General features: G+C 69.2%; 22 protein-coding genes and 1 pseudogene. 11 read left to right on the top strand and 12 right to left on the bottom strand.

Annotated elements, in window-relative coordinates; translation table 11 throughout:
- Positions 1–103: 103 nt before the first annotated feature.
- Positions 104–985 carry a phosphorothioated DNA-binding restriction endonuclease gene (locus ABGB12_RS28405; protein WP_347682542.1) on the bottom strand — a complete coding sequence of 294 codons (882 nt, stop codon included), beginning with the start codon at positions 983–985 and terminating at the stop codon, positions 104–106.
- A 39-nt stretch (positions 986–1,024) separates the two neighbouring features.
- Here ABGB12_RS28405 and ABGB12_RS28410 point away from each other — a divergent pair, with 39 nt between their 5' ends.
- From ABGB12_RS28410 to ABGB12_RS28420, 3 genes are all read left to right on the top strand, one after another.
- A complete protein-coding gene (locus ABGB12_RS28410) occupies positions 1,025–1,603 on the top strand; it encodes an alpha/beta hydrolase (RefSeq protein WP_347682543.1) in 579 nt (192 codons plus the stop codon).
- A gap of 103 nt (positions 1,604–1,706) precedes the next feature.
- Complete coding sequence (locus ABGB12_RS28415; RefSeq protein WP_347682544.1) at positions 1,707–2,096, top strand: NUDIX domain-containing protein; 390 nt, start codon at positions 1,707–1,709, stop codon at positions 2,094–2,096.
- Between the two features lie 60 nt (positions 2,097–2,156).
- Entirely contained in the window at positions 2,157–2,558 is a 402-nt protein-coding gene (locus tag ABGB12_RS28420; RefSeq protein WP_347682545.1) for a hypothetical protein, read from the top strand.
- Between the two features lie 711 nt (positions 2,559–3,269).
- On the opposite strand, the gene ABGB12_RS28425 is transcribed toward ABGB12_RS28420, so the two are convergent.
- Together ABGB12_RS28425 and tnpA are read right to left on the bottom strand one after the other, a co-directional pair.
- Complete coding sequence (locus tag ABGB12_RS28425) at positions 3,270–3,479, bottom strand: hypothetical protein (protein ID WP_347682546.1); 210 nt, start codon at positions 3,477–3,479, stop codon at positions 3,270–3,272.
- A 5-nt stretch (positions 3,480–3,484) separates the two neighbouring features.
- Positions 3,485–3,898 (bottom strand): IS200/IS605 family transposase, encoded by a 414-nt coding sequence (gene tnpA / locus ABGB12_RS28430; protein ID WP_347682649.1) that lies wholly within the window; start codon positions 3,896–3,898, stop codon positions 3,485–3,487.
- Positions 3,899–3,936: 38 nt separating this feature from the next.
- Between tnpA and ABGB12_RS28435 the strand changes: the two genes are divergently transcribed.
- On the top strand, positions 3,937–5,058 hold the full coding sequence (locus ABGB12_RS28435) for a transposase (RefSeq protein ID WP_347682547.1): 1,122 nt from the start codon (positions 3,937–3,939) through the stop codon (positions 5,056–5,058).
- Between the two features lies 1 nt (position 5,059).
- Here ABGB12_RS28435 and ABGB12_RS28440 read toward each other — a convergent pair whose 3' ends face one another.
- The 3 genes and pseudogenes from ABGB12_RS28440 to ABGB12_RS28450 all read right to left on the bottom strand — a co-directional run.
- Complete coding sequence (locus ABGB12_RS28440) at positions 5,060–5,488, bottom strand: DUF4190 domain-containing protein (protein ID WP_347682548.1); 429 nt, start codon at positions 5,486–5,488, stop codon at positions 5,060–5,062.
- Between the two features lie 148 nt (positions 5,489–5,636).
- Positions 5,637–6,230: a histidine phosphatase family protein gene (locus tag ABGB12_RS28445; protein WP_347682549.1), complete on the bottom strand. Its 594-nt coding sequence runs from the start codon at positions 6,228–6,230 to the stop codon at positions 5,637–5,639.
- Between the two features lie 61 nt (positions 6,231–6,291).
- A pseudogene (locus ABGB12_RS28450) lies at positions 6,292–6,633 on the bottom strand (hypothetical protein); the annotation flags it as partial.
- Between ABGB12_RS28450 and ABGB12_RS28455 the strand changes: the two are divergent.
- The 4 genes from ABGB12_RS28455 (at position 6,547) to ABGB12_RS28470 (ending at position 10,043) form a co-directional block, all read left to right on the top strand.
- A complete protein-coding gene (locus ABGB12_RS28455; RefSeq protein ID WP_347682550.1) occupies positions 6,547–7,008 on the top strand; it encodes a VOC family protein in 462 nt (153 codons plus the stop codon). The pseudogene ABGB12_RS28450 and the gene ABGB12_RS28455 overlap by 87 nt on opposite strands.
- A 192-nt stretch (positions 7,009–7,200) precedes the next feature.
- Positions 7,201–7,425 carry a hypothetical protein gene (locus ABGB12_RS28460; RefSeq protein WP_347682551.1) on the top strand — a complete coding sequence of 75 codons (225 nt, stop codon included), beginning with the start codon at positions 7,201–7,203 and terminating at the stop codon, positions 7,423–7,425.
- Between the two features lie 129 nt (positions 7,426–7,554).
- The gene (locus ABGB12_RS28465) at positions 7,555–7,875 is read left to right on the top strand and encodes a hypothetical protein (protein ID WP_347682552.1); all 321 of its coding nucleotides are present in this window, start codon (positions 7,555–7,557) and stop codon (positions 7,873–7,875) included.
- A gap of 47 nt (positions 7,876–7,922) precedes the next feature.
- On the top strand, positions 7,923–10,043 hold the full coding sequence (locus tag ABGB12_RS28470) for a tetratricopeptide repeat protein (RefSeq protein ID WP_347682553.1): 2,121 nt from the start codon (positions 7,923–7,925) through the stop codon (positions 10,041–10,043).
- A 443-nt stretch (positions 10,044–10,486) separates the two neighbouring features.
- Here ABGB12_RS28470 and ABGB12_RS28475 read toward each other — a convergent pair whose 3' ends face one another.
- Entirely contained in the window at positions 10,487–11,599 is a 1,113-nt protein-coding gene (locus ABGB12_RS28475) for a hypothetical protein (RefSeq protein WP_347682554.1), read from the bottom strand.
- Positions 11,600–11,852: 253 nt separating this feature from the next.
- Positions 11,853–12,002 (bottom strand): hypothetical protein, encoded by a 150-nt coding sequence (locus ABGB12_RS28480; RefSeq protein WP_347682555.1) that lies wholly within the window; start codon positions 12,000–12,002, stop codon positions 11,853–11,855.
- Between the two features lie 469 nt (positions 12,003–12,471).
- On the opposite strand from ABGB12_RS28480, the gene ABGB12_RS28485 reads away from it, so the two are divergent.
- Positions 12,472–15,561, top strand: coding sequence for a tetratricopeptide repeat protein (locus tag ABGB12_RS28485; protein WP_347682650.1), 3,090 nt, complete (start codon positions 12,472–12,474; stop codon positions 15,559–15,561).
- 96 nt (positions 15,562–15,657) lie between these two features.
- Here the strand turns inward: ABGB12_RS28485 and ABGB12_RS28490 are convergent, their stop codons facing one another.
- From ABGB12_RS28490 to ABGB12_RS28505, 4 genes are read right to left on the bottom strand one after another with little or no spacing between them, the layout of a single operon-like run.
- The gene (locus ABGB12_RS28490; protein ID WP_347682556.1) at positions 15,658–16,464 is read right to left on the bottom strand and encodes an ABC transporter permease; all 807 of its coding nucleotides are present in this window, start codon (positions 16,462–16,464) and stop codon (positions 15,658–15,660) included.
- On the bottom strand, positions 16,461–17,354 hold the full coding sequence (locus tag ABGB12_RS28495) for an ABC transporter permease (protein WP_347682557.1): 894 nt from the start codon (positions 17,352–17,354) through the stop codon (positions 16,461–16,463). Before ABGB12_RS28495 ends, ABGB12_RS28490 begins: the two co-directional genes overlap by 4 nt.
- A complete protein-coding gene (locus ABGB12_RS28500) occupies positions 17,351–18,547 on the bottom strand; it encodes an ABC transporter substrate-binding protein (RefSeq protein WP_347682558.1) in 1,197 nt (398 codons plus the stop codon). Before ABGB12_RS28500 ends, ABGB12_RS28495 begins: the two co-directional genes overlap by 4 nt.
- Before the next feature lie 35 nt (positions 18,548–18,582).
- A complete protein-coding gene (locus tag ABGB12_RS28505; protein WP_347682559.1) occupies positions 18,583–19,581 on the bottom strand; it encodes an ABC transporter ATP-binding protein in 999 nt (332 codons plus the stop codon).
- A 62-nt stretch (positions 19,582–19,643) separates the two neighbouring features.
- Here ABGB12_RS28505 and ABGB12_RS28510 point away from each other — a divergent pair, with 62 nt between their 5' ends.
- Positions 19,644–20,387 carry an FCD domain-containing protein gene (locus tag ABGB12_RS28510; RefSeq protein WP_347682560.1) on the top strand — a complete coding sequence of 248 codons (744 nt, stop codon included), beginning with the start codon at positions 19,644–19,646 and terminating at the stop codon, positions 20,385–20,387.
- An 11-nt stretch (positions 20,388–20,398) separates the two neighbouring features.
- On the top strand, positions 20,399–21,061 hold the full coding sequence (locus tag ABGB12_RS28515) for a cache domain-containing protein (RefSeq protein ID WP_347682561.1): 663 nt from the start codon (positions 20,399–20,401) through the stop codon (positions 21,059–21,061).
- Positions 21,062–21,128: the final 67 nt, after the last annotated feature.

Raw genomic sequence — 21,128 nt, forward strand, 5'->3', positions numbered from 1 at the left:
AGCGGCCAGACCTGCCAGAGCAGCTCGACCACTGTCTCCTGAGCGGCGTCCGCGACCCTCCAGAAGATCCAGGGCGTGTCCTCATTCCATCTGGATGGGGTTTTCAGGCGGCGGTGCCGGAGCCGCGGAAGACCTGGGTGCGGTGCCAGGAGAGGTGGGCGGCGGCCAGGCCCTGGCGGGGAGCGTCGATCCGGCGGCCGGCCAGGGAATGGACCTGGACGCGGGTGTTGGGGGTGCGGCCCACGAAGGCCTCGGTGACGTCGATGCGGTGGTCCTCGGTGAGAGTGAGGACTCCCTTGTCGAAGAGGACATGGTGCAGGGAGCACAGGCACAGGCCGTTGTCGACGACGTCAGGGCCGTCGAAGGCGAACCAGCGGATGTGCGCCGCGTCCAGCCCGACCGTGGAACTGTCGTCGAGGCGTCCCTCGTAGCCGCAGAAGGCGCACGTGTATTCGTAGGCGCGGAGCACCGCGCGCCGGAATCCCGGATCGCGTCGGCGCAGAGGCGCCTGACGCAGCCGGGGGGAGTCGGCCTGGTGCAGGTCGAGCCCGATGGCTTCGCAGAGGTCTTCGTGCAGCGATTCGGGGAAGTTCGCGTCGAGCAGCGCGTGGGCCGCCTGGACGAGGACCTCCGGGTGCCTCCGGAGTTCGTCGGCCACGTCGGGCGCGAAACACCCCCGCGCGCCCGAGTCGCGAAGCTTCGCGGGAGACGGCCCCGGGCTGGGCCCGCCATCGCGGGTCGTGACCGTCCACAGCCCGTCGCTGGTGAGGTGATGGAACGGGTAGTGCAGCCCGGTGGGGTTGGGCGGCCCGAACTCCTTGACCAGAGCCGCCAGCCTGCTCTCCACCGCTGAGTAGACGATGGGCGTGTCACCTTCACGCTGGAACTGAGCCAACGCGAAGAGCAGCAACAAGGGCTTGTGCGGAGCCCTCTTCCCGTTGCTCTGCCACCTTCGGACGGCCAAAGCCCGCTCCACGAAACTCACGATGTCAGAGTAACGAGTCGTCAGCGTAAGGTACGGATCATGTGGGACCGCACCTTTCTGATCCTCCACGGCGTCGAGAACCGCCGTCCTGCCGAGCACTGGCAACACGACCTCGCGCAGCGGCTCAGGGAGCGCGGGGAGCAGGTCTTCTACCCGCAACTGCCCGACCCTGACCGGCCGACGCTCGCGGAGTGGACGGAGGCGATCGAAGCCGAACTGGGGATGATGCGGGGCGAGCGCGTCGTCGTCTGCCACAGCCTCGCGTGCGCGGCGTGGTTCCACCTCGCGGCGGGAAAAGAGAAGCCTCCCGCCGACCGTCTGCTGCTGGTGGGTCCGCCCGGCCCGTCGGCCTTCTCCTGGGACGTCATCGCCGAGTTCACCCCCGAGCCCATCGAACTGGCCGGGCTGAGACCGGCCGCGACGACGCCGCGGCTGGTCTGCTCGGACGACGACCCGTACTGCCCCGAAGGCGCCGCCGAGGTCTTCGGACGCCCACTCGGCTGCGACGTCGACCTGCTGCCGGGCGCCGGGCACCTGGCCGTCCCGGACGGCTACGGCCCCTGGCCGTCGGCGCTGGACTGGTGCCTGGACCCCGCCGTCCGACTGACGGCCAGGTGAGCTCGGGCGGCACCGTACCGGGCATGATCGAGTACAGCGCTTCGCCGACGGCCGACAGGAAGAGAGACCAAGGGTGGAATTCCCGCGCGGGGTGGAAATCATCGTGTCCGCTCTCATCGCCAGCCCGGACGACGAGATCCTGCTGATCCGGCAGCCGAAGTGGGGCGAGATCTGGACGCTGCCAGGCGGGCATCTCGAACCCGGCGAGACGCTCGCGGCGGGAGCACAGCGGGAAGGGGAGGAGGAGACCGGACTCGGGCTCACGCTGGAGCGGATGGTCAACTGGGGCGAGCTGATCGAGCGCGAGGGCCGGACCCGGCCGGTGCACTTCCTCTTCTTCGACTTCGCCTTCCGCTCGCACGGCAAGGACCTGCGGCTGGACGCCTCGGAGATCTCGGAGGCCCGGTGGGTCCCCTTCGACGAGGTGCTGCTGCATGAGCTTCCCAAGGACTACCGGGTGAGTATCGAGAGGTTCCTCGGTGAGGGAACCTGATTCAGCCTCAAATCCCTCTACCCACCTCCGTGAGGATGGCCGATCCATGCTCTGTCCGACATGGTCGGCATCCCCGAAGACTCCAGAGACGAGGTGGCCACCGCCGAAGCCCTGGTCTCCTGGGCCGACCCGGACTACCTGGCCGGACGCCACCCGCTCGTCATGCTGAAGGACAACCAGATCCTCCTGCACAAGGTCGCCATGTTCTATTCCTCGGGCAACTGGGACGCCGACGTCTTCACCGACCCGTACTCCTTCGACCTGAGCCGCACCCCCAACCCGCACGTCGGCTTCGGTGGCGGAGGCGCCCACTTCCGCCTCGGCAGCCAGGTCGCCAAGGCCCAGCTGCGGGCGATCTTCCGGGAGCTGCCGCACCAGATCCCCGAGATCGAGGCCGGGACCCCTGAATACCTCGCCGGCAACTTCGTGCACGCCGTACGGGCGATGCCCTGCCGTTTCTGACCGTCGCACCCCGCTCCCGCCGCCCGGCCGCGCACCGGGCGGCGGCCCTCCGCTCTCAGCCGGTCTCCGCTGGAAGCTTGAACCGCAGTTCACCGCCGACGGAGCGACCGAGCGCGGGGTTTCGCCGGGAGCTCTGTCGGCGCTCTAAAAATACAATAATGTCTTTCTTGGTTCATGGGCCCCCACCAGAGACGAGACTGACTGTGGTCGCACCCCTCCTGTCCGCGGATCCCCGCCATCTCGGCTCCTACTGGCTCGCGGGCAGGCTCGGCGCCGGCGGCCAGGGCGTCGTCTACGAGGGCTACGACCCCGAGGGGACGCGTGTGGCCGTCAAGGCCCTGCACGCCGACACGATCACCGACTTCTACCGGGACCAGCTGCGTAAAGAGGTCGCCGCGCTCGGGAAGGTCGCGTCCTTCTGCACCGCCGGCCTGATCGAGGCCGACCTCGACTACGTTCCGCCGTACCTGGTCAGCGAGTACGTCCCCGGCCCGGACCTGCAGTCCTGGGTGGAACGCAACGGCCCTTACGGCCCTGACGAGCTGTTCCATCTCGGAATCGGCATCGCGACCGCGCTGGCCTCCATCCATCAGGCGGGCGTCGTGCACCGCGACCTGAAACCGGCGAACGTCCTGCTCGGCCCCGACGGCCCCCGGGTCATCGACTTCGGCATAGCCCGCACCGAGGAGATGTCCCGCAGCGCGACCCTCCTCAAGGGAACCCCCGCTGGATGGCCCCCGAGCTGTTCCAGGGGCAGCGCGCCACGACCGCCGTCGACATCTGGGCCTGGGGCACGAACATGCTGTTCGCCGCGACCGGCAGGCCCCCGATCGAAGGCGACAGCCTGCCCTCGATCATCCACCGGGTCCTCACTGTCAGTCGGCGGGTCAGACCCACCCGCAGCGCCACCACGAACATCATCACTGTCAGTCGGGGTGTTTCTGCTGTTCGATGTACTCCTTGACGATTGTCAGTGGTGCGCCGCCGCAGGATGCGGCGAAGTACGACGGCGACCAGAGGTGATCGCCCCACAGGTAGCGGCGGACGTGCTGGTCGAACTCTTTGCGCAGGTAGTGCGCCGACACCGCTTTCAGCCGGTTGACGAGGGCGGAGACGGGGAGCTTGGGCGGATAGTGCACCAGGAGGTGCACGTGGTCGTCCTCGCCGTTGAACTCGCGGAGTTCTCCGCCGAGTTGGGCGCACACGTCCCGCATGACCGCCTCGCAGCGGGTGAGCAGGGCGTCGGTGAGGACACCACGCCGGTATTTGGTGACGAAGACAAGATGGATATGCAGGTTGTAGACGACACTTCGCCCCCTGCGTACATCAGAGTCCGGAATCCATCTCGGTGACAGGAGCAACACGCTACGTTGTGGGTGTGAAGCTCGTGATGCAGGTGAAGCTCCTCCCGGACGAGGCCACTGCTGTGGCTCTGCGGGAGACGCTGCACACCTGCAACCGGGCCGCCAACCACGCCTCCCGTCGCGCGTTCGACAGCGGCGTCAAGAGTGGTCGGGCGCTTCAGCGGCTGGTGTACGCGGAGGTGAAGGCGTTGGGCCTGTCGGCCCAGCCCGCCCTGCACGTCGTGCGCAAGACCGCCGGGGCTTATGCGACCTTGAAGGCGAACCTGAAGGCCGGGAACTACGGCCGGGAGGGCTCCCAGCGGCGAAAGGCGGTGGAGTCCAAGCCGGTCCGGTTCCGCAAGGACGCAGCCCAGCCGTTCGACGACCGGTCACTGTCCTGGCAGACCGAGGCCCGTACCGTCTCGATCTGGACCGTCCACGGCCGCGTGAGGGATATCGGGTTCCAGTGCTCGCCGTCCCAGCTGAAGATGCTCGCCGCCCACCGGCGCGGGGAGTCCGACCTGGTGCTGCGGGGCGGGAACTGGTACCTGTACGCGGTCTGTGAGGTCCCCGAACCCGGTCTGCGCGGCCCGGTCGGCTTCCTGGGTGTGGATCTGGGGATCGTGAACATCGCCACCACCAGCGACGGCACCCGGTATGCCGGCAGGCACCTCAACCAGGTCCGGCACAAGAACCGGCGGCTGCGCCGCAAGCTGCAGAAGAAGGGCACCAGGCCCGCCAAGCGGCTGCTGCGCAAGCTGTCGGGCCGGGAGGCGCGTTTCGCGGCCGACACCAATCACTGCATCGCCAAGCAGTTGGTGACCGAGGCTCAACGCACCTGCCGCGGTATCGCCCTGGAGGATTTGGGCGGTATCCGCGACAGGGTACGGCTGCGCAAGCCCCAGCGGGTCATCCTGCATTCCTGGTCCTTCGCCCAACTCGGTGCGTTCATCTCCTACAAGGCAGCCTTGGCCGGGGTGCCGGTGATGTTCGTCGATCCCCGCCACACCTCGCAGGAATGCAGCCGCTGCCACCACATCAGCCGGAAGAACCGGCCTGATCAGTCCACCTTCCTTTGCACGTCGTGTGGCTTCGCTGAGCACGCCGATGTGAACGCAGGCCGCAACATCGCCCAGCGCGGTGGGTCTGGGCAGTGAGTCACGCTGCCGATGACGCGGCCTGAACCACACCCGCCAGGTGTGAGGAAGAGCTGTGAGCTCGGCCCTTCAGGGCCGAGAAGCTGACGCCGCTGAGGGAGGTGCGATGAGAAGCGGTGGCGCCGATGAACAGCAGGGCCGCCACCACGCCGATCACGGTCCAGCCGGCCGACAGCAGGAGGCCGGAGATCGCCAGGCTGCTGCCGGACTTTCCGCTCCTGCGCAGTCTGAGCAGTGCGGCGATCGCGAGAGGCACGGCGATCGGCACCATGCCGAACGTCCCGAAGAGCAGGGCCGCGATGGCTGTCACGCTCTTCTTCCGGCCCCGGGGCCGAGGGGCGTCCGGGTGCGTGGCCAAGCCGTGCGGGACCGAGGGAACGGGGTCGTGCGGCTGCGGCGGCCGGTTTCCGCCGGGAGGTTCCCAGGACATCACCGCAGGGTAGATCATCAGGAATCTTCCAGCATCGCCCGAACGTCCACTTGGCTGCAGGACCTTCGCTGTCGCACTTGGTCTTGGCAAGAACCGCACGGCCATGGTCGTCTGCGGCGAGAATCCCGATGGTCACGGAAGAGCTCCGTCACCGGGTGGGGGAGTTGTACCGCAGGAGTGCCGCGTGTCCTTCGCGCAGCCGGATCTCGGTGAGGGCGCAGTTGTCCAGGCGCGGCAGCCGCCGCCGGTACTCGCGGAGCGGGATGCCCAGCAGCCGGCACAGCGTCAGCCGGATCGCGGTGGTGTGCGCGACGACCAGGACCCGGCCGCCCTCGATCTCGGCGAGGCACGACAGGAACCGCTCGGCCGCCGCGTACGGGTCCTCGCCGCCGGGCAGCGGGTTGGCCGCGGGGTCGGCCTCGAACGCGGCGCGCTCGGCGGGGAAACGCTCCCGCATCTCGGCCTTGGTCAGGCCCTCGCCGCTGCCGAAGTCCAGTTCGCGCAGCCGCGCGTCCACCCGCAGGTCGACGCCCGCGGCCTGCGCGGCGGCCTCGGCGGTGACGCGGGCGCGGCTCAACGTGGAGCACCACACCGCGTCGAGTTCGGCGCTCTTGGCCCAGACGGCCAGACGTTCGGCCTGCCGCATCCCCTCGCCGGTCAGCGCGATGTCGCTGACACCGGCATAGCGGTTCTCGGCGTGCCAGACGGTCTGGCCGTGCCGGACCAGGACGAGATCGGTCATCGTGTGCTTCTTTCGTGCGGGTGCGAGCCCTCCGCGCGGTGAGCCCCTGGGCGAGCAGCGCCATGCCGAGGGCGGGCTCGGCGTTCTCCCGCAGCGTCACGGGTCGGCCGAGGACGTCGGCGCGCATCCGGTTCCAGTAGCCGCTGCGGGTCGCCCCGCCCGTCAGGATGATCTCACCTTCGTTCCGTCGTACTCCGCTCATCACCGCCGGTGACCCCTGACGGACCGATTCTGTCCGCCGGGGGTGACAGGGTGGCTCCATGGACGCGGACGTCCTCTCGCCGCGCACGAGACCCGACACGAACGGAGCGACCCGATGAGCCGCCACATCCAGATCACCTTCGACGCCCATGACCCGCGGGCGCTGTCGTCCTTCTGGCGCGACGTCCTGGGCTACGTCCATCCCGGCCCGCCCGGCGTCGACCTGCCCGAGGGCGCCGACCCGCTGGCCGCGTGGGACGACTTCCTCGCCCGGATCGGCGTACCGGAGGAGCAGCGCAACACGAGATCGGCCATCGAGGACCCGGACGGGCACGGCCCCCGCCTGTTCTTCCAGCGGGTGCCGGAGGACAAGGTCGCCAAGAACCGCGTCCACCTCGACGTCCGCGCGGCCCCCGGACTGCAGGGGGAGGAGCGGATGGCGGCGCTGGAGGCCGAATGCGCCCGGCTCGTCGCGATGGGAGCCACGCGGGTACGCCGCGACGAGCCCGAGCCCCCGATGAGCGCCGGCTTCATCGTGATGACCGACCCCGAGGGCAACGAGTTCTGCCTGGACTGACAAGGCCCGGCCGGGACGCACCGGCCTCTCTTGCGTTCCGCGGCCCGTCCGCACGGCGTGTCCGGCCCTGAGCGTGAGGACGGCGACCGGGGTTCGGCTGCCGGGGTCGGGGAACCGCGCCATGCTCGTGACGAGCACGATCCGCCCTCGGACCAGGAGTTTGGGTGGATTTGGGAGGGTAGGTGTGTCGGTATGAGGGATGAAGAGATCGCACGGATGAGGGAGATCGCCGAGCAGTGGCACCAGGCCACCGATGACGTCGTGCGGGTGGTGAACGCGAGGATGCGGCAGCTCGTGCTGCAGGAGGAGGAACGGGCCGGATACGAGGGACTCCTCGCCCATCCCGACCTGGCGGCTCTCGATCTCATGCTCGACGACTGGTACGGGGACGGGAGGCCGGAGGCGTTGCCGGAGTGAACCGGCTCGCGGCCGGCGAGGCGCGGACGCGCATGACAGGCCTCCGCACAGATGACTGGGCACTGGTAAGAACCGCACAACCATGGTGGACTGATCGGAATCCCATAAAGAGATTCTCGGAGGAAGTCCATGGATCCGATCACGCTCGCCATCGCCGGTGCCGTCGCGACCGGAATCGCAACGGGTGCGGGCGAGTCCACCGGGACGGCACTGGGCGTTCTCGTCGGCAGAGTCCGAGAGCGTCTGGCCGGGCGGCCTCGAGCGCTGGAGACGCCGGAGTCGGCCGCCGCCGCCCTGCACGAGGAGTTCGCCGGGGATCCGGCTTTCGAGCTCCAGTGCCGCGATCTGTGGAACCAGGTGACCGGCGACGGCATCAGCAACACCTTTCACGGCCAGGCCAGAACCGTCGTCCAGGCACGCGACGTCCACGGCGGCCTCACGGTCACGTGAACCGCGGTGGAGCGGAGCCCCGCGAGCGGGACACGGTGAGCGGCGGCATGGGGAGCGACAACGAGTTCCACGGCGATGCGGCAGGAGCGGTGGTGCAGGCCGGGTCCGTTCACGGCGGCATCCACATCTCGGCTCGTTCATGGGTGCCGCCGCCGGCGCAGCTCCGAGCCCGTCCCGCGCATTTCACCAACCGGATCGCCGAACTGGCGGAACTGTCAGGCATCCGGGAGACCGCTCACGACGGCAGCCCCCAGGTCATCGTGCTGACGGGCCCCGGCGGGGTCGGTAAGACCTCTCTCGGCCTGGCCTGGCTGCACCAGATCCGGGAGCTGTACCCCGACGGGCAGCTCTTCGCGGAGCTGCGGACGCCGGGTTCCGCCGAACCGGTGCAGCCATCTGTTCCGTTGGAGGCGTTCCTGCGCGCCCTCGGAACGCCGCCCGGCCGGATCCCGCTGGAAATGAGCGAACAGGCGGCGTTGTTCCGGTCGCTGACGTCCGGACGCCGGTTGATCGTCCTGCTCGACGACGCGGTCACGGCCGCCCAGGTCCGTCCCCTGCTGCCCGGCCAGGGCTCGTCGATCGTGGTCGTCACCACCCGGCGACGGCTGTCGGGGCTGGCCCTGGACGGCGCTTCCTTCGTGACGGTCGGCTCGCTGAACGAGATCGACGCCGTTGAGCTGCTGACCCGGATGCTCGGCGAGCGGCGGACCGGTGCCGAACCGGAGGCCGCACGTGAACTGGTCCGGCTGTGCGAGCGGCTTCCTCTCGCCGTCTGCACCTCGGCGGCCCGGCTCAAGGTCCGCGGCCGCTGGCCGATCGCGCGGATCGTCGAGGAACTGGTCGACGAACGCGGTCGGCTCGCCGCTCTCAGCCATGATGACGACGCCTCCCTGCGCGCCGCTTTCGACATCTCCTACGCCGGCCTGGCACCCGGTCCCGCACGGTTGTTCCGCCTGCTGGCGATCAACCCGGAGCCGCGCTTCGACGCCGGAACCGCCGCGGCGCTCGACGGCGGCGGCACCGCCGAGGCCGACGCCCGGCTCGAAGAACTCGCCGAGGCACACCTGATCACCGAGGAGACCCCGGCCGTCTACCGGTTCCACGACCTCCTGAGGCTCTACGCGGACGACCTGATGGAGCTCTTCGAGGCACAGGAGGCCAGGGACGAGGCCTTTGACAGGCTCCTCCGGCACCGCATCCTCGCCGCGGCGACCGCCGACATCGTCGTCAACCCTGGCCGCTGGCACTTGGGGGAGGCGTACGCGCACGTGCCGAAGGACGCGTTCCCCGGCACGACCGAGGCTCTGGATTGGCTCGAATCCGAGCTTCCCGGGCTCCTCGCCCTCCAGCGCGCCGCGGCCGACCGGGGTCGGCACGAGGCCGCCTGGCAGCTCGCCGAGACACTGCGGAGCCTGTTCGGCCGTCGCAAGCACTACCGGGCCTGGCTGGACAGCCACACCCTCGGTCTCGCGTCCGCCCGGATCCGCGGCGACGCTCCCGCCCAGGCCAGGATGCTCGTCGGCCTCGGGGACGCACGGCTTGAGCTCCGTGATCCCGCCGCCGCGGCCGAGCTCTGCGAGGAAGCCGTCGAAGTGGCACAGGAGGCCGGGCACGCACTCGGTGAGGCGGCGGCGCTCGAGGGCCTCGGCCGCGCCAGGCTGGCCGACGGCCACGCGGACGAGGCAGTGCGGACCTTCACCGCGGCGCTCGCCGTCCACCGCGCCCTCGGCCGGCCGCGCGGCGTCGCACTGATGACCGGCCGACTCGGTGAGGCGCTCCGCCGTCTCGGCCGGCACGCTGAGGCCGCAGAGCACCTCACCGCCGCACGCGCCTACTTCGCCGCGCGCGGCGACGACCACCACGAGGCCAGGATCCTGCTGGCCTTGGCCGACGTCCAGCTGGCCCTCGCAGAGGAGGGCCCGGCCCGCACGTCACTGGACCAGGCCCTCGACCGGGCGAGGCGTTGCGGCGCCGTCCTCATCCAGGCCGACGCCGAGCTGGCGCTCGCCGACCTGGCGGACCGCACCGCCGACGTCTCCACCAGACGCGGCCACCTGGAACGGGCGGTCGAGCTCCTCACCCGGATCGGCGCGGCCGGTCGGCACGACGCCGCCGCTCAGCTCGCCGCCCTCGACGACGCCGGACCCGGTGGAGCCGCCCCGACCTGACCCGGGCCCGACCGCCGTGAGAACGGCCGAGCGCAGGGCCTCCAACGGCACTCCTGCGGTGAGCAGGGCATGGGCGAACGAACCGCAAAGACCTTCGGCACCGCCCGGGCCGGACAGCACGACCGGTCCGCCGACCCGGCTCACGACGACCGCCCCTCCCCGTCCCGGCCTCACCGTCAGGGCCCGGCCGGGGAACCTCCGCCCGGTCAGGTCCTCAGGATCGCGGCAGGCGACCAGCACGTCGGCGACGCGAGCCCAGCGGGCATCGTCCGCGGCGGCCACGAGGTGCTCGTCAACGTGCCCGCCGGGCCGGTGACGTGGAAGGACCGCACGGCGGACGAACTCCGCTCGAAGGAGGACGCGGCGCCCGCCTGTGACGACCAGCGCACCGGCCACAGTCCCGCACCCTCCGGTCAGCAGCCGGACGGTCGTGAAGGCCGGCTTCATCGGATGGCCTCCACTCTGATGGGCCGCGGCACGGCCAGTGCCGGGAACCGCGCTTCGCACGCCGGCTCGGGAAGGCCGATGATCTCGTACATCGCCCGGCGGAGGATCCGTGCGGATTCACCCGGCCGGGACGTCACACGCTCCCGCATTCCCGTCACGGCCCGCCCGGCGAGGCGCGCGTCCGGCAGGAGCACAGGCGATCCCGGGTCGAGCCGGGCCGCCTCCCGCCCCAGCAACTCGCCCGGTGCGTCCGGCACCGCGTCCGCGTCCGGAAACGCCGCCAACGTGACGGGCAGACCCAGTGCCGCCGAGTAACAGGTCACAGAGCCGAAATCCCCTACGGCCTCGTCGGCCGCGACCAGCGCGGCCGACCACCCCTCCTCCGGCGGCAGCACGCTCAGGCCCGCCTGGAACGCGCTGTTCAGCCAGGCCAGGACCTGCCGGCGGCCATGCCAGGCCCACACGGCCGGATGCACGGCCATCACCACCCGGTGGGTCCGTTCGGGGAGCGCGGCGGCCAGACGGCGGGGCAGATCCGGATGACGGCCGAGGAGGCTCCGAGGCCCCCACGTCGACGAGATCACCACGAGACGCCGGCCGGGACGGACTCCGAGCGCCTCTCGGTAGGTCTCCCGAAGGTGCTCGCTGGCCGTCATCCGGTCCAGGGCCGGATCTCCCGCGATCTTGACGACGGAGGCGGCCTCGGGACAGAACCGCAGCAGGCGGTCACGGTGGTCGTCTCGTGCCACGGCCAGCAGTGACGGGATCACCCGGCCGCCCCCGACGAGGGTCTCCGGCCGCAGTCCCGCCACCGGCAGCGCCGCGAGGGGCCCATCGCCCTCCCAACGCCGGCTCAGCATCGAGGGCCCCACGCCGTGCGGCACGATCATGACCGGAGCGTTGAGGGCCTCCAGTTCGCCGTACCCGGCCGCCACGGCCAGGTCGAACCGCGTGTTCACCGCCTGCGACCAGGAGATCCCCACCGCCCCGGACCTTCGCAGGTAGCGCGCCGCGCCTTCGGCCAGCACCGCCGTCGGCATCACCGTGTACACCACCTGCACCCGGTGGTCTTGTTCGATCAGCGTCATCACGTCCGCCAGTCGGTTCACGGCCGTCAAATGGTGAAAGACCACCAGGACCCGTTTCGCCACCGGCAACGTGGCGCCTCTCCCCGCCCCGGGCCCGAAAGGCCCCCGGCCCCATCCCTCGTCCACCGTTTCTCCTCCGCCCGTCCGGCCCCGCTCGGGCCACTGGGCAGAGCTTCACCCCCGGAGGTGGACGTTCGGGCTGCAGCGCACTGGACGTCTTAGCTGCAATCGAGGTGAACGGGTAGAAATCCACCCGTTCACCGATTCCTTCACATCAGATGGTCATGGCGACGGGGCAGTCGTTCTCCATGCCCGGAGGGGTCGCCGGCCCGCCGAAGCGGACCATGTAGATGACCATGTATATGACCGACTCGGTGCCGATTCCCTCGCAGGAGGGCGCCTGGCCCGAAACCTGCGGAACCACCGAGGGTCCAGCGATCCCCGCGTTCACTGCTGCGGCCGCGGGCCCGGCAGTGAACAGCGAACACGCCACTGCCGAGAGAAGCAGCAGAAGGGAACGCTTTGCCGTTGGAGCTTTGATCTCTTCCTCCCGATTTTTGGGGGATGGAACATTTACATCCTCACTATAGAGCAGGAAGGTAAATGGCTGGCCGATTCGCTATAGGTCGTATTTGTTCGGAATCTTGGCGGTATGGGGACATGCACCATCCTTGTGGTCTCATGTCCGAAACGTCGGTGCCTCGGTGGTCGGTTTCTCGCACTTTGTGGCAAGTGCAACTCACTGTCCCAATCTGGACATTCGTCGTATAAGAAATGTTTAACCCTGAAAGAAATTCACGCCGACGGCGGGGACAATGGAGCCGGACGACTGAGCCCAGCGTTTCGCCGGAGGCAGGATGGACGCCGCGCGACTTTTCGGACCTCTGTCGGTGATGTGGGACGGCCGGCCCTGCGATCTCGGTGGCGCCCGCCACCAGAGCGTGCTCGCGATCCTCCTGCTGGAGTGCGGCCGGCCGGTGACAGCCGAAACGCTCATCGAGCGGGTATGGGACCACGAACCGCCCGATGGGGCCCGGGACACCCTGACCACCTACATCTCCCACTTCCGCCGCCGCTTCCGGCGGCCGGGCGGCGCGGTCGTGGAGATCACGGCGCAGACGGGCGGATACACCCTTCACGCCGATCCCGAACGAGTCGATCTGCACCGATTCCGCAGGCTGCGGAAGCAGGCCGTGGCGATCAGCGCGAGCGGTGACGACGACCGGGCCATCACCCTGCTGCGTGAGGCCGACGACCAGGTGCAGGGCGAGCCGCTCGCGGGCCTGCCGGGGCGATCGATGCAGCACATCCGGAGAAGCCTGTCGGAGGAGGTCCGGGCGGCCCGCAAGAAACGCATCGAACTGGAGCTGCGCCGCGGACGGCACGCGGACGTGGTGAGCGAGCTGTATCTGCTGGCGGCCCGGCATCCGACCGACGAGAGCCTGGCCCGGCAGCTGATGGTCGCCCTGTACCGCTGTGACCGGCAGGTCGACGCGCTCAAGGTCTATCAGGACACACGGGCTCTACTGCGCCGAACCTACGGCTCCGAGCCGGGTGAAAGGCTGCGTGCGCTCCATGAGCGGATCCTCCGGCAGGATCTGGACCTCGCCGTCACACCGAGGTACCGCACGACCCGTGATGAACAGCCGCACACGCTTCCGCCGCTTCCCGAGACCTTCCTGGGCCGCGACACCGAGCTGGCCGAGCTGGTTCGCGTCGCGGCCGATCGGACCGGCCCGGTGGTCCAGGTCATCCAGGGAATGCCGGGCGTCGGCAAGACCGCCCTCGCCGTCACCGCAGCGCACGTCCTCACCCGGTTGCATCCCGACGCCCAACTGTTCCTCAACCTGCGGTCCCACGATCTCGAACAACCGCCCCTGAGCGCCGCGGCGGCGCTTTCCGAACTCCTTCGCATGCTTCTCATACCACCCGAGTGCGTCCCGCACTCGCCGGCGGAACGCGCGGCCCTCTGGCAGCGCGAACTGGCGGACCGCCGGGCCGTCATAGTCCTCGACGACGTCGCCGAGGCAACGCAGATCGTGCCGCTCATCCCGCACTCCTCCGGCTGCCATGTCCTGGTCACCAGCAGACGCGGGATGCGCGCCGTGCGCGACGCCCGGCACGTCCCGCTCGGTGTGCTCGGCTCCGAGGACGCGACGGCGCTCCTGACCCGGGCGGCCGGTCGGACGGGCCTGGGCCGGGACTCCGCGGACGCGGAGATCGTCCGGCGCCTGGGGAATCTCCCGCTGGCCATTCGACTGGCCGCCACGACGCTGCGTGACCGGTATGCGGGCGACGCTTCGGCCTTCGTCGCGGACCTGGCGTCGAGTGAGACCGGGACGGCACCGCCGTCCGAGAACTCCGCGGTGATGGCCGCGTTCGAGCTGTCGTACCGGCGGCTCGGCTCGGCCGAGCAATCCATGCTGCGTCACCTGGCTTTCAGCCCGTGTCCGCGCATCACGGTGAAAGCGGCGGCCGTCCAGGCGGGAGTCGCCCTCCCGGACGCGCGGTCGAGCATCGACTCGCTGATCGACCACCACCTCCTCAGCCCTGACGATCAGGGCGGGTACACCCTGCACGATCTGACCCGATCCTTCGCACGGGATCGCGGTTACGCGGAAGACACGCCTGCCTCCCGGCGTCGCGCCGTGCAACGGCTCCTGGCGTTCCACCTGACGCACGCACGCGCCGCCGACCACGCCCTTTATCCGTTCCGCCGCCGGCTCAGCGGACCCCCCGCCGGTGAGTCGCCCGATATTCCGACCGCCCGTGAGTTCCTGGCATCCGAATGGATGAACACCCTGGCCGTCGCCCGATACGCGATACGCCATGAAGGGAAGCGAGCCGGCGCGGACCTCATCATGGCGATGTCCCGGTACCTGGAGGCGTCCGGCCTGTGGGAGGAGGCGACCAACGCCAACGCTCTCGCGCTTCAGGCGTTCCGTGACCTCGGCGACCGGCACGGCATCGGTCAAGCCCTGTTCGAACTGGGCTTGGTCATGTTCCGGAGCGGCCGTCCCCAGGAGGCGCTGCGGCATGGACGCGACGCGGCCGCACAGTTCCGCGCTCTGCGAGATCCCGCGGCGGAGGCCGAGGCCGTCGACTGGATCGGCGTCTTTCACTGGTCCACCGGGCAGGCCAGAGACGCACTGGCCCATCACCAGGAAGCGCGAACCATCTACCGCAGAATCGGGGACCTGTCCGGCGAGGCGCACGCACTCAGTCATGCCGGAATAGTGTTCTCCCAGCTCGGCCGTTACACGGAAGCCACCCGACATCTCAACGACGCGCTCGTCGCATTCCGGACTGTCGGCGACAGGCGAGGTGAAGGCATGACACTCAACAATCTCGGTGAGGTGCTCCGCCATCGCGGCCTGCACCGAGACGCGATGGCGTTTTATCTCGAGTCCCTGCAGATGCTGACGGGCATCGTCGGACGCCAGTACGAGGCGATCATCCGCAGCAATCTCGGAAGCATCCGGCATTACAAGGGCGAATACGGCCGCGCCCTGGACCACTTCCGGGAGGCCATCGTCGTCTTCCGCGCTTTCGGCGACTGGCGGAACGTCGCGAGCACCCTCAACAGCATCGGCGCCAGCTATCAGCAGATGGAGCAGCACAGCGAGGCCATCATTCATCACCGCAGAGCCTATGAAATGGCCGAAGCCGTCAACGAATCACAGGAACTGATGCGAGCGCTGGTCGGGATCGCCGACGCCGAATGCGGCCTCGGCGATCACGCGAAGGCCTTGGACACCTACCAGGAGGCCCTCCACCTCGCCCGGGCGCTCGACGACCCGCTCCAAGAGGGCCGGATCCACGATGGCATCGGTTCGGCGGTTCTGCACGTGAACGGCCCGGAGGCGGCGCGGATCCATTGGCGGCAGGCGTTCGATCTGCTCCAGGAGATCGGGGCGCCGGAGGCCCAGGCCATCAGAATCCGGCTGGACATCATGGACGACGAACAACCCGCGACCAGCTGATCGGCAGGGGACCGCGGCGATGAAGGCGTCGACACCCTCGCGGCCGCCCTGACCTGCTACAAGAAACTCGCCGAAATTACCACGTAGGCCACGGTCTTACTTGCGGTCGGCACCCCCTGAGAGGCGCTGGGCGAGATAGACGGGCACCACCGACGCCACGACCAGGACGGCGGCGACGACGTTGATCACCGGGGCCTGGTTGGGGCGGAAGAGGTTGTTGAAGATCCAGATCGGCAGGGTCGTGACGCCGGGACCTGCCGTGAAGGTCGTCACGATGATCTCGTCGAAGGACAGCGCGAACGCCAGGAGGCCGCCTGCCAGCAGCGCCGGGCGCAGCAGCGGGAACGTCACGTACCGGAAGGTCTGGAAGGCGTCGGCGCCCAGGTCCGCGGACGCCTCCTCCACGCGGGTGCCCTGACGTCGCAACCTGGCCAGGACGTTGTTGTAGACCGTCACGACGCAGAAGGTGGCGTGGCCGACGATGACCGTGAACAGGCCCAGGCCGATGCCCAGCGGTTTGAGGACGATCTGGAAGGCGTTGCTGAGCGCGATGCCCGTCACGATGCCGGGCAGCGCGATCGGCAGGACGACCAGCAGGGAGACGGTGTCGCGTCCGAAGAACCGGTAGCGCTGCACCGCGAACGCGATCATCGTGCCCAGGACGAGCGCGATGGCCGTCGCTCCCAGGCCAGCCTTGACGCTCGTCCACACCGCCTGCTTCGCGCCCTCGTTGTCGGCGGCCAGAGACCACCACTTCATGGTGAGGCCGCCGGGAGGCCAGGAGAACGCGCGATCGGCGTTGAAGGAGTTCAGCAGGACCAGTGCGAGCGGGACGTAGATGAAGGCGAAGCCCAGGAGGAGGACGGTCCGCAACGCCAGGCGGGTGCTTCTTGAGAGGATCACATCTCCTCCAGGGCGCCGGTACGACGGACGGCGAGGATGTAGACGAGCATGATGACGACCGGGATCGTCGCGACGGCCGCCGCGAATGGCAGGTTGTTGGCCGCGCCGATGTTGTCGTAGACGACGTTGCCGATGAGCTGGCTCTTCCCGCCGACGATCTTCACGGTGATGTAGTCGCCCAGCGACAGCGAGAACGTGAACAGTGTGCCCGCCACGACGGACGGGAACGTCAGCGGCAGTACGACCTTGCGGAACGTCCGTCCGGCACGTGCCCCGAGGTCGGCGGAGGCGTCCAGCAGGGACGCAGGCAGCCGCTCCAGGCCCGTGTAGATCGGCAGGATCATGTACGGGAGCCACAGGTACGTCAACACCAGGACGGTCGCCGTCAGCCCGTATCCCGGGCCTTCCAGCCCGAGAGGACGCAGCACCCATTCGACGAGGCCTCCTTCGGCGAGCATGACGCGCCACGCGTACGCCTTCACCAGGTAGGCCGCCCACAGCGGCGTCAGCACCGCGATGACGAGCGCCGAACGCCACCTGGGCGCGATGACCTTGGCCATCGTGAAGGCCATCGGGAAGGCGATGAACAGGCACAGAACGGTGACGAGAGCGGCCACCCCGACGCTGCGCAGCGCGATCCTCAGGTAGACGGGGCTGGTGAGGACGTCCTGGAAGTTCTGGAGGGTGAACTCCTTGACGACCTCGCCCGTGAACACGTCCGTCGACCAGAAGGCCGACAGGAACATCGCGAACAGCGCGCCGAGGTAGGCCACCGCCAGCCACGTCATCGGGGCCGACAGCAGCAGCCCGAGGCGGAGCCCCGGACGCCTGTGCAGCAGGGCTGCCGCCCGGCGCCGCAGCGCCGGACGACCCACCGGGACGGATGTCACCCCTTGATCTCCGTCCAGGCCCTGGTCCACTGGGAGTAGTCGACGCACTTGACGTCGGTGCGGCCGTCGAGGCACTGGGCGATCGGCGTCGTCCAGTAGTGGACCTTGGAGAAGTAGTCCTCGTCGGCGGCGTGGAACGTGTCGCAGTGGTTCTTGTCGGCGGTCTCGGCGCAGGCCTTGGTGTTGGACGGGGCCTCGCCGAACCACTCGGCGACCGCGGCGTTCGCCTTCGGGGAGATGATCCAGTCCATCCACTTGTAGGCGCAGTTGGGGTTCTTGGCCTTGGCGGAGATCATCCAGGTGTCGGACCAGCCGGTCGCGCCCTCCTTGGGCAGCGTCACGTCGATCTTGGTGCCCTCGGCCTTGGCGAGGTTGGCGATGACCTGCCAGGTGGTGCCGAGGACGGAGTCGCCGCTCTTGAACGCCTGCAGTTCCTTGGTGTAGTCCGACCAGTACTCGCCGATGAGGCCGTTCTGCTGCTTCAGCAGGCCGACGGCGGCGTCGAACTGCCGCTGGTCGAGCGCGTACGGGTTCTTGATGCCGAGCTCGGGCTTGGCCGCCATCAGGTAGAGGGCGGCGTCGGCGATGTAGATGGGGGAGTCGTAGGCGGTGATGTTCCCCTTGTAGGGGGAGTTCGCGTCGAAGACCGCGCCCCAGGAGTCCGGCGCGGGCGTCACCTTGTCGGTTCGCCACATCAGCAGGTTCGCGCCGCGGCCGTGCGGCACGCCGTAGGAGACGCCCTTGATAGAGTTCCAGGGCTTGTTCTTCAGGCCCTCGAACACGTCGGCGTAGTTGGGGATGAGGTCGGTGTTGACGGGTGCGACGTCGCCGGAGGCGATGAGCCGCAGCGAGGCGTCGCCGGAGGCCGAGACCAGGTCGTACTCGCCGGTCTTCATCAGCGTCACCATCTCGTCGGAGGTGCCCGCCACCTTCGAGTTGACCTGGCAGCCGGTGCTCTTCTCGAACTCGGTGACCCAGTCGACGTTCTTGTCGGTGGAGCCGTCCTCGACGTAGCCCGCCCAGTTGACGACGTTGACCTGGCCCTCGCCGGCGCCGACGGCCGTGGCGGCCTTCAGGTCGGGGACCTTGAAGCCCTGCTCGGAGGTGACGGCCTTGTCCTCACCGCCGCACGCGCTGAGGAGGGAGAGTGCGAGGGCCGCCGAGGCGACGGCTCCGAGACGCTTGGACCACATGGGGGATCTCCTTGAAAGGGAGGGGACGGGGCCGGTCAGGAGGCTGAGAACTCGTGGTCGGGACGCCACGAGAGGCGGACGGGCGCGCCGCGCAACCGTGTGACGCTTGTGGAGGAGGTCTGCAGGTTCTGCTGGACGGCGATGACGCGGGCGCCGTCCTCCAGGTCGACGACGAAGCGGGTGACGGCACCGGCGTAGACGACCTCGGCGACGGTGCCGAGGACGGAGCGGTCGCCGTCGCGCGGGGTGACGTCCAGGTCGGTCTCGAGGTGGAGCTTCTCCGGCCGGACGTGCGCGTCGCCGATCCGGTTGGAGGTTCCGACGAAGTTCGCGACGAACTCCGTCGCGGGCCGCTCGTACACGTCCGCGGGGGCGCCGACCTGCTCGATCCGCCCGGCGTTGAAGACGGCGACGCGGTCGGACATCGTCAGCGCCTCCTCCTGGTCGTGGGTGACGAACAGGAACGTGATCCCGGCGCGGCGCTGGATGGCCTTCAACTCGACCTGCATCTGCTCGCGCAGCTTGAGGTCGAGCGCGCCGAGCGGCTCGTCCAGCAGCAGCACCTTCGGCTCGTTGACGAGGGCGCGGGCGAGGGCGACGCGCTGGCGCTGCCCGCCGGACAGCTCGGAGGGCCTGCGCTTGCCGAAGCCCTCCAGCCGGACGGACGCCAGGGCCTTCTCGGCCCGCTCGCGGCGCTCCTTCTTGCCGACCTTCGCGACCATCAGCCCGTACTCGACGTTCTGCTGGACGGTCATGTGCGGGAAGAGCGCGTAGTCCTGGAAGACGGTGTTGACGTCGCGTTCGAACGGGGGGAGCACGGTGACGTCCCGTCCGGCGAGTTCGATGGTGCCCTCGGTGACCTGCTCGAAGCCGGCGATCATCCGCAGGACGGTGGTCTTGCCGGAGCCGGACGGGCCGAGCATCGAGAAGAACTCGCCGTCGTGGATCTCCAGGTCGACGCCGGTGACGGCGTCCACGGCGCCGAAGCTCTTGCGGACGCCGCTCAACCGGACGGCCACCTTCTGTTCACCCATAACATTAAAACTATGGGTTCATATGTTTCAGTTCAAGGCACGCTTCGATAACGTGGAGTTACATGCGGATCGGGCGGGAGGGCGTGATGGGCGGAGTCGACCATCGCCATGCCGTCTTCGCGCCCCTCGACAACACCGCCCGCGTCGACGCCGTGGTACGACGCCTCGCCGACGCCATAGCCCTGGAGGTCCTCGCCGACGGCGAGCAGCTCCCCAGTGAGAGCGAACTGGCCTCCCAGCTCGGAGTCTCGACCGTCACCCTGCGGGAGGCTCTCGTCACCTTGCGGAACAAGGGGCTCGTCGAGACCAGGCGGGGCCGGGGCGGCGGCAGCTTCGTCCGCACTCCCAAGCCCGGCGAGGTCGGGGCCAGGCTGTACGGCTTCTCCATCCAGGAACTGCGCGACTTCGGCGACCACTACGCGGCGATCTCCGGCGCCGCCGCCAGGTTGGCCGCCGAACGCTCACTGGAGGCCGAACTCGCCCTGCTGCGCCGCACCCTCGCCCAGATGGAGAGCGCCGCATCCCCGGCCGAACTGCGCCGCCTGGACGGCCGTTTCCACATCGAGGTGGCGGCGGCGTCCCAGTCGGCCCGCCTCACCCGTGAGGAGATCGCTCTCCAGGCCGACGTCGGATTGCTGCTCTGGCTCCCCTACGAGGAGGCGGACGGGCGCTCCGTGGCCTGCCTCCACCGCGAAATCGTCGCCGCGATCGGTTCCGGAGACGGGGAGACTGCCCGTAATCTGGCCGAACGGCACATCGTGGAGGCCGTGGAGCGGCTCGTAGAGCTGCGCCTGCGCGCGACCTGAAGCGAGACCTCATGACCATCGTCGACCGGATCCAGGCCCTCGCCGACCACGTGTTCGGCACCCTGGACGAGGTACGCGACGCCACCGCCCGGCTGGCCGCCACCACCGACGGAGGCCTGCGCTCCACGGACCTGGCGCGACTTCGCCCCCTGCTGTTCGAGCGCCTCGGCCCCCTCATCGCCGGCCTCGGTTTCATCGCCCTGCCCGGCCTGCTGCCCGACTCCGCCTGGTACCTGGAATGGTGGCAGTACGACCCGGACGGTCCCCCGAAGCAACTGGCCGCCGAACTCGACCCCGCCCAGCCGACCTTCTACGACTACACCCAGTGGGCCTGGTTCACCCACCCCCAGAACGGCCTCGAACGCTCGATCTGCGGCCCTTACGTCGACTACCTGTGCACGGACGAGTACAGCCTCACATTCTCCGTCCCCGTCCTGGTCGGCGGCGCCTTCGTCGGCGTCGCCGCCGCCGACGTCTTCGTCCGCACCTTCGAGACCACCCTCCTGCCCGCTCTGAAGGAGCTCCCCGGCCAGACGTTCGTGACGAACAACGAGGGCCGCGTCATCGCCTCGAACACCGCCCGCTGGATCAGCGGCAGCGTCTTCCGCGGCTCTCCGGCTCACACCACTCAGCCCATAGGGCGTACCGGTCTGTCCCTCGTCACCGCCCGTTGACCCGTTACCGGTGAAGGCCGGTAAAGGCGAGGCGTAAGGTGCGGACCATGTGGAACCGCACCTTTCT

It is taken from the genome of Actinocorallia sp. B10E7 (assembly GCF_039871655.1).
GTDB lineage: Bacteria > Actinomycetota > Actinomycetes > Streptosporangiales > Streptosporangiaceae > Actinocorallia.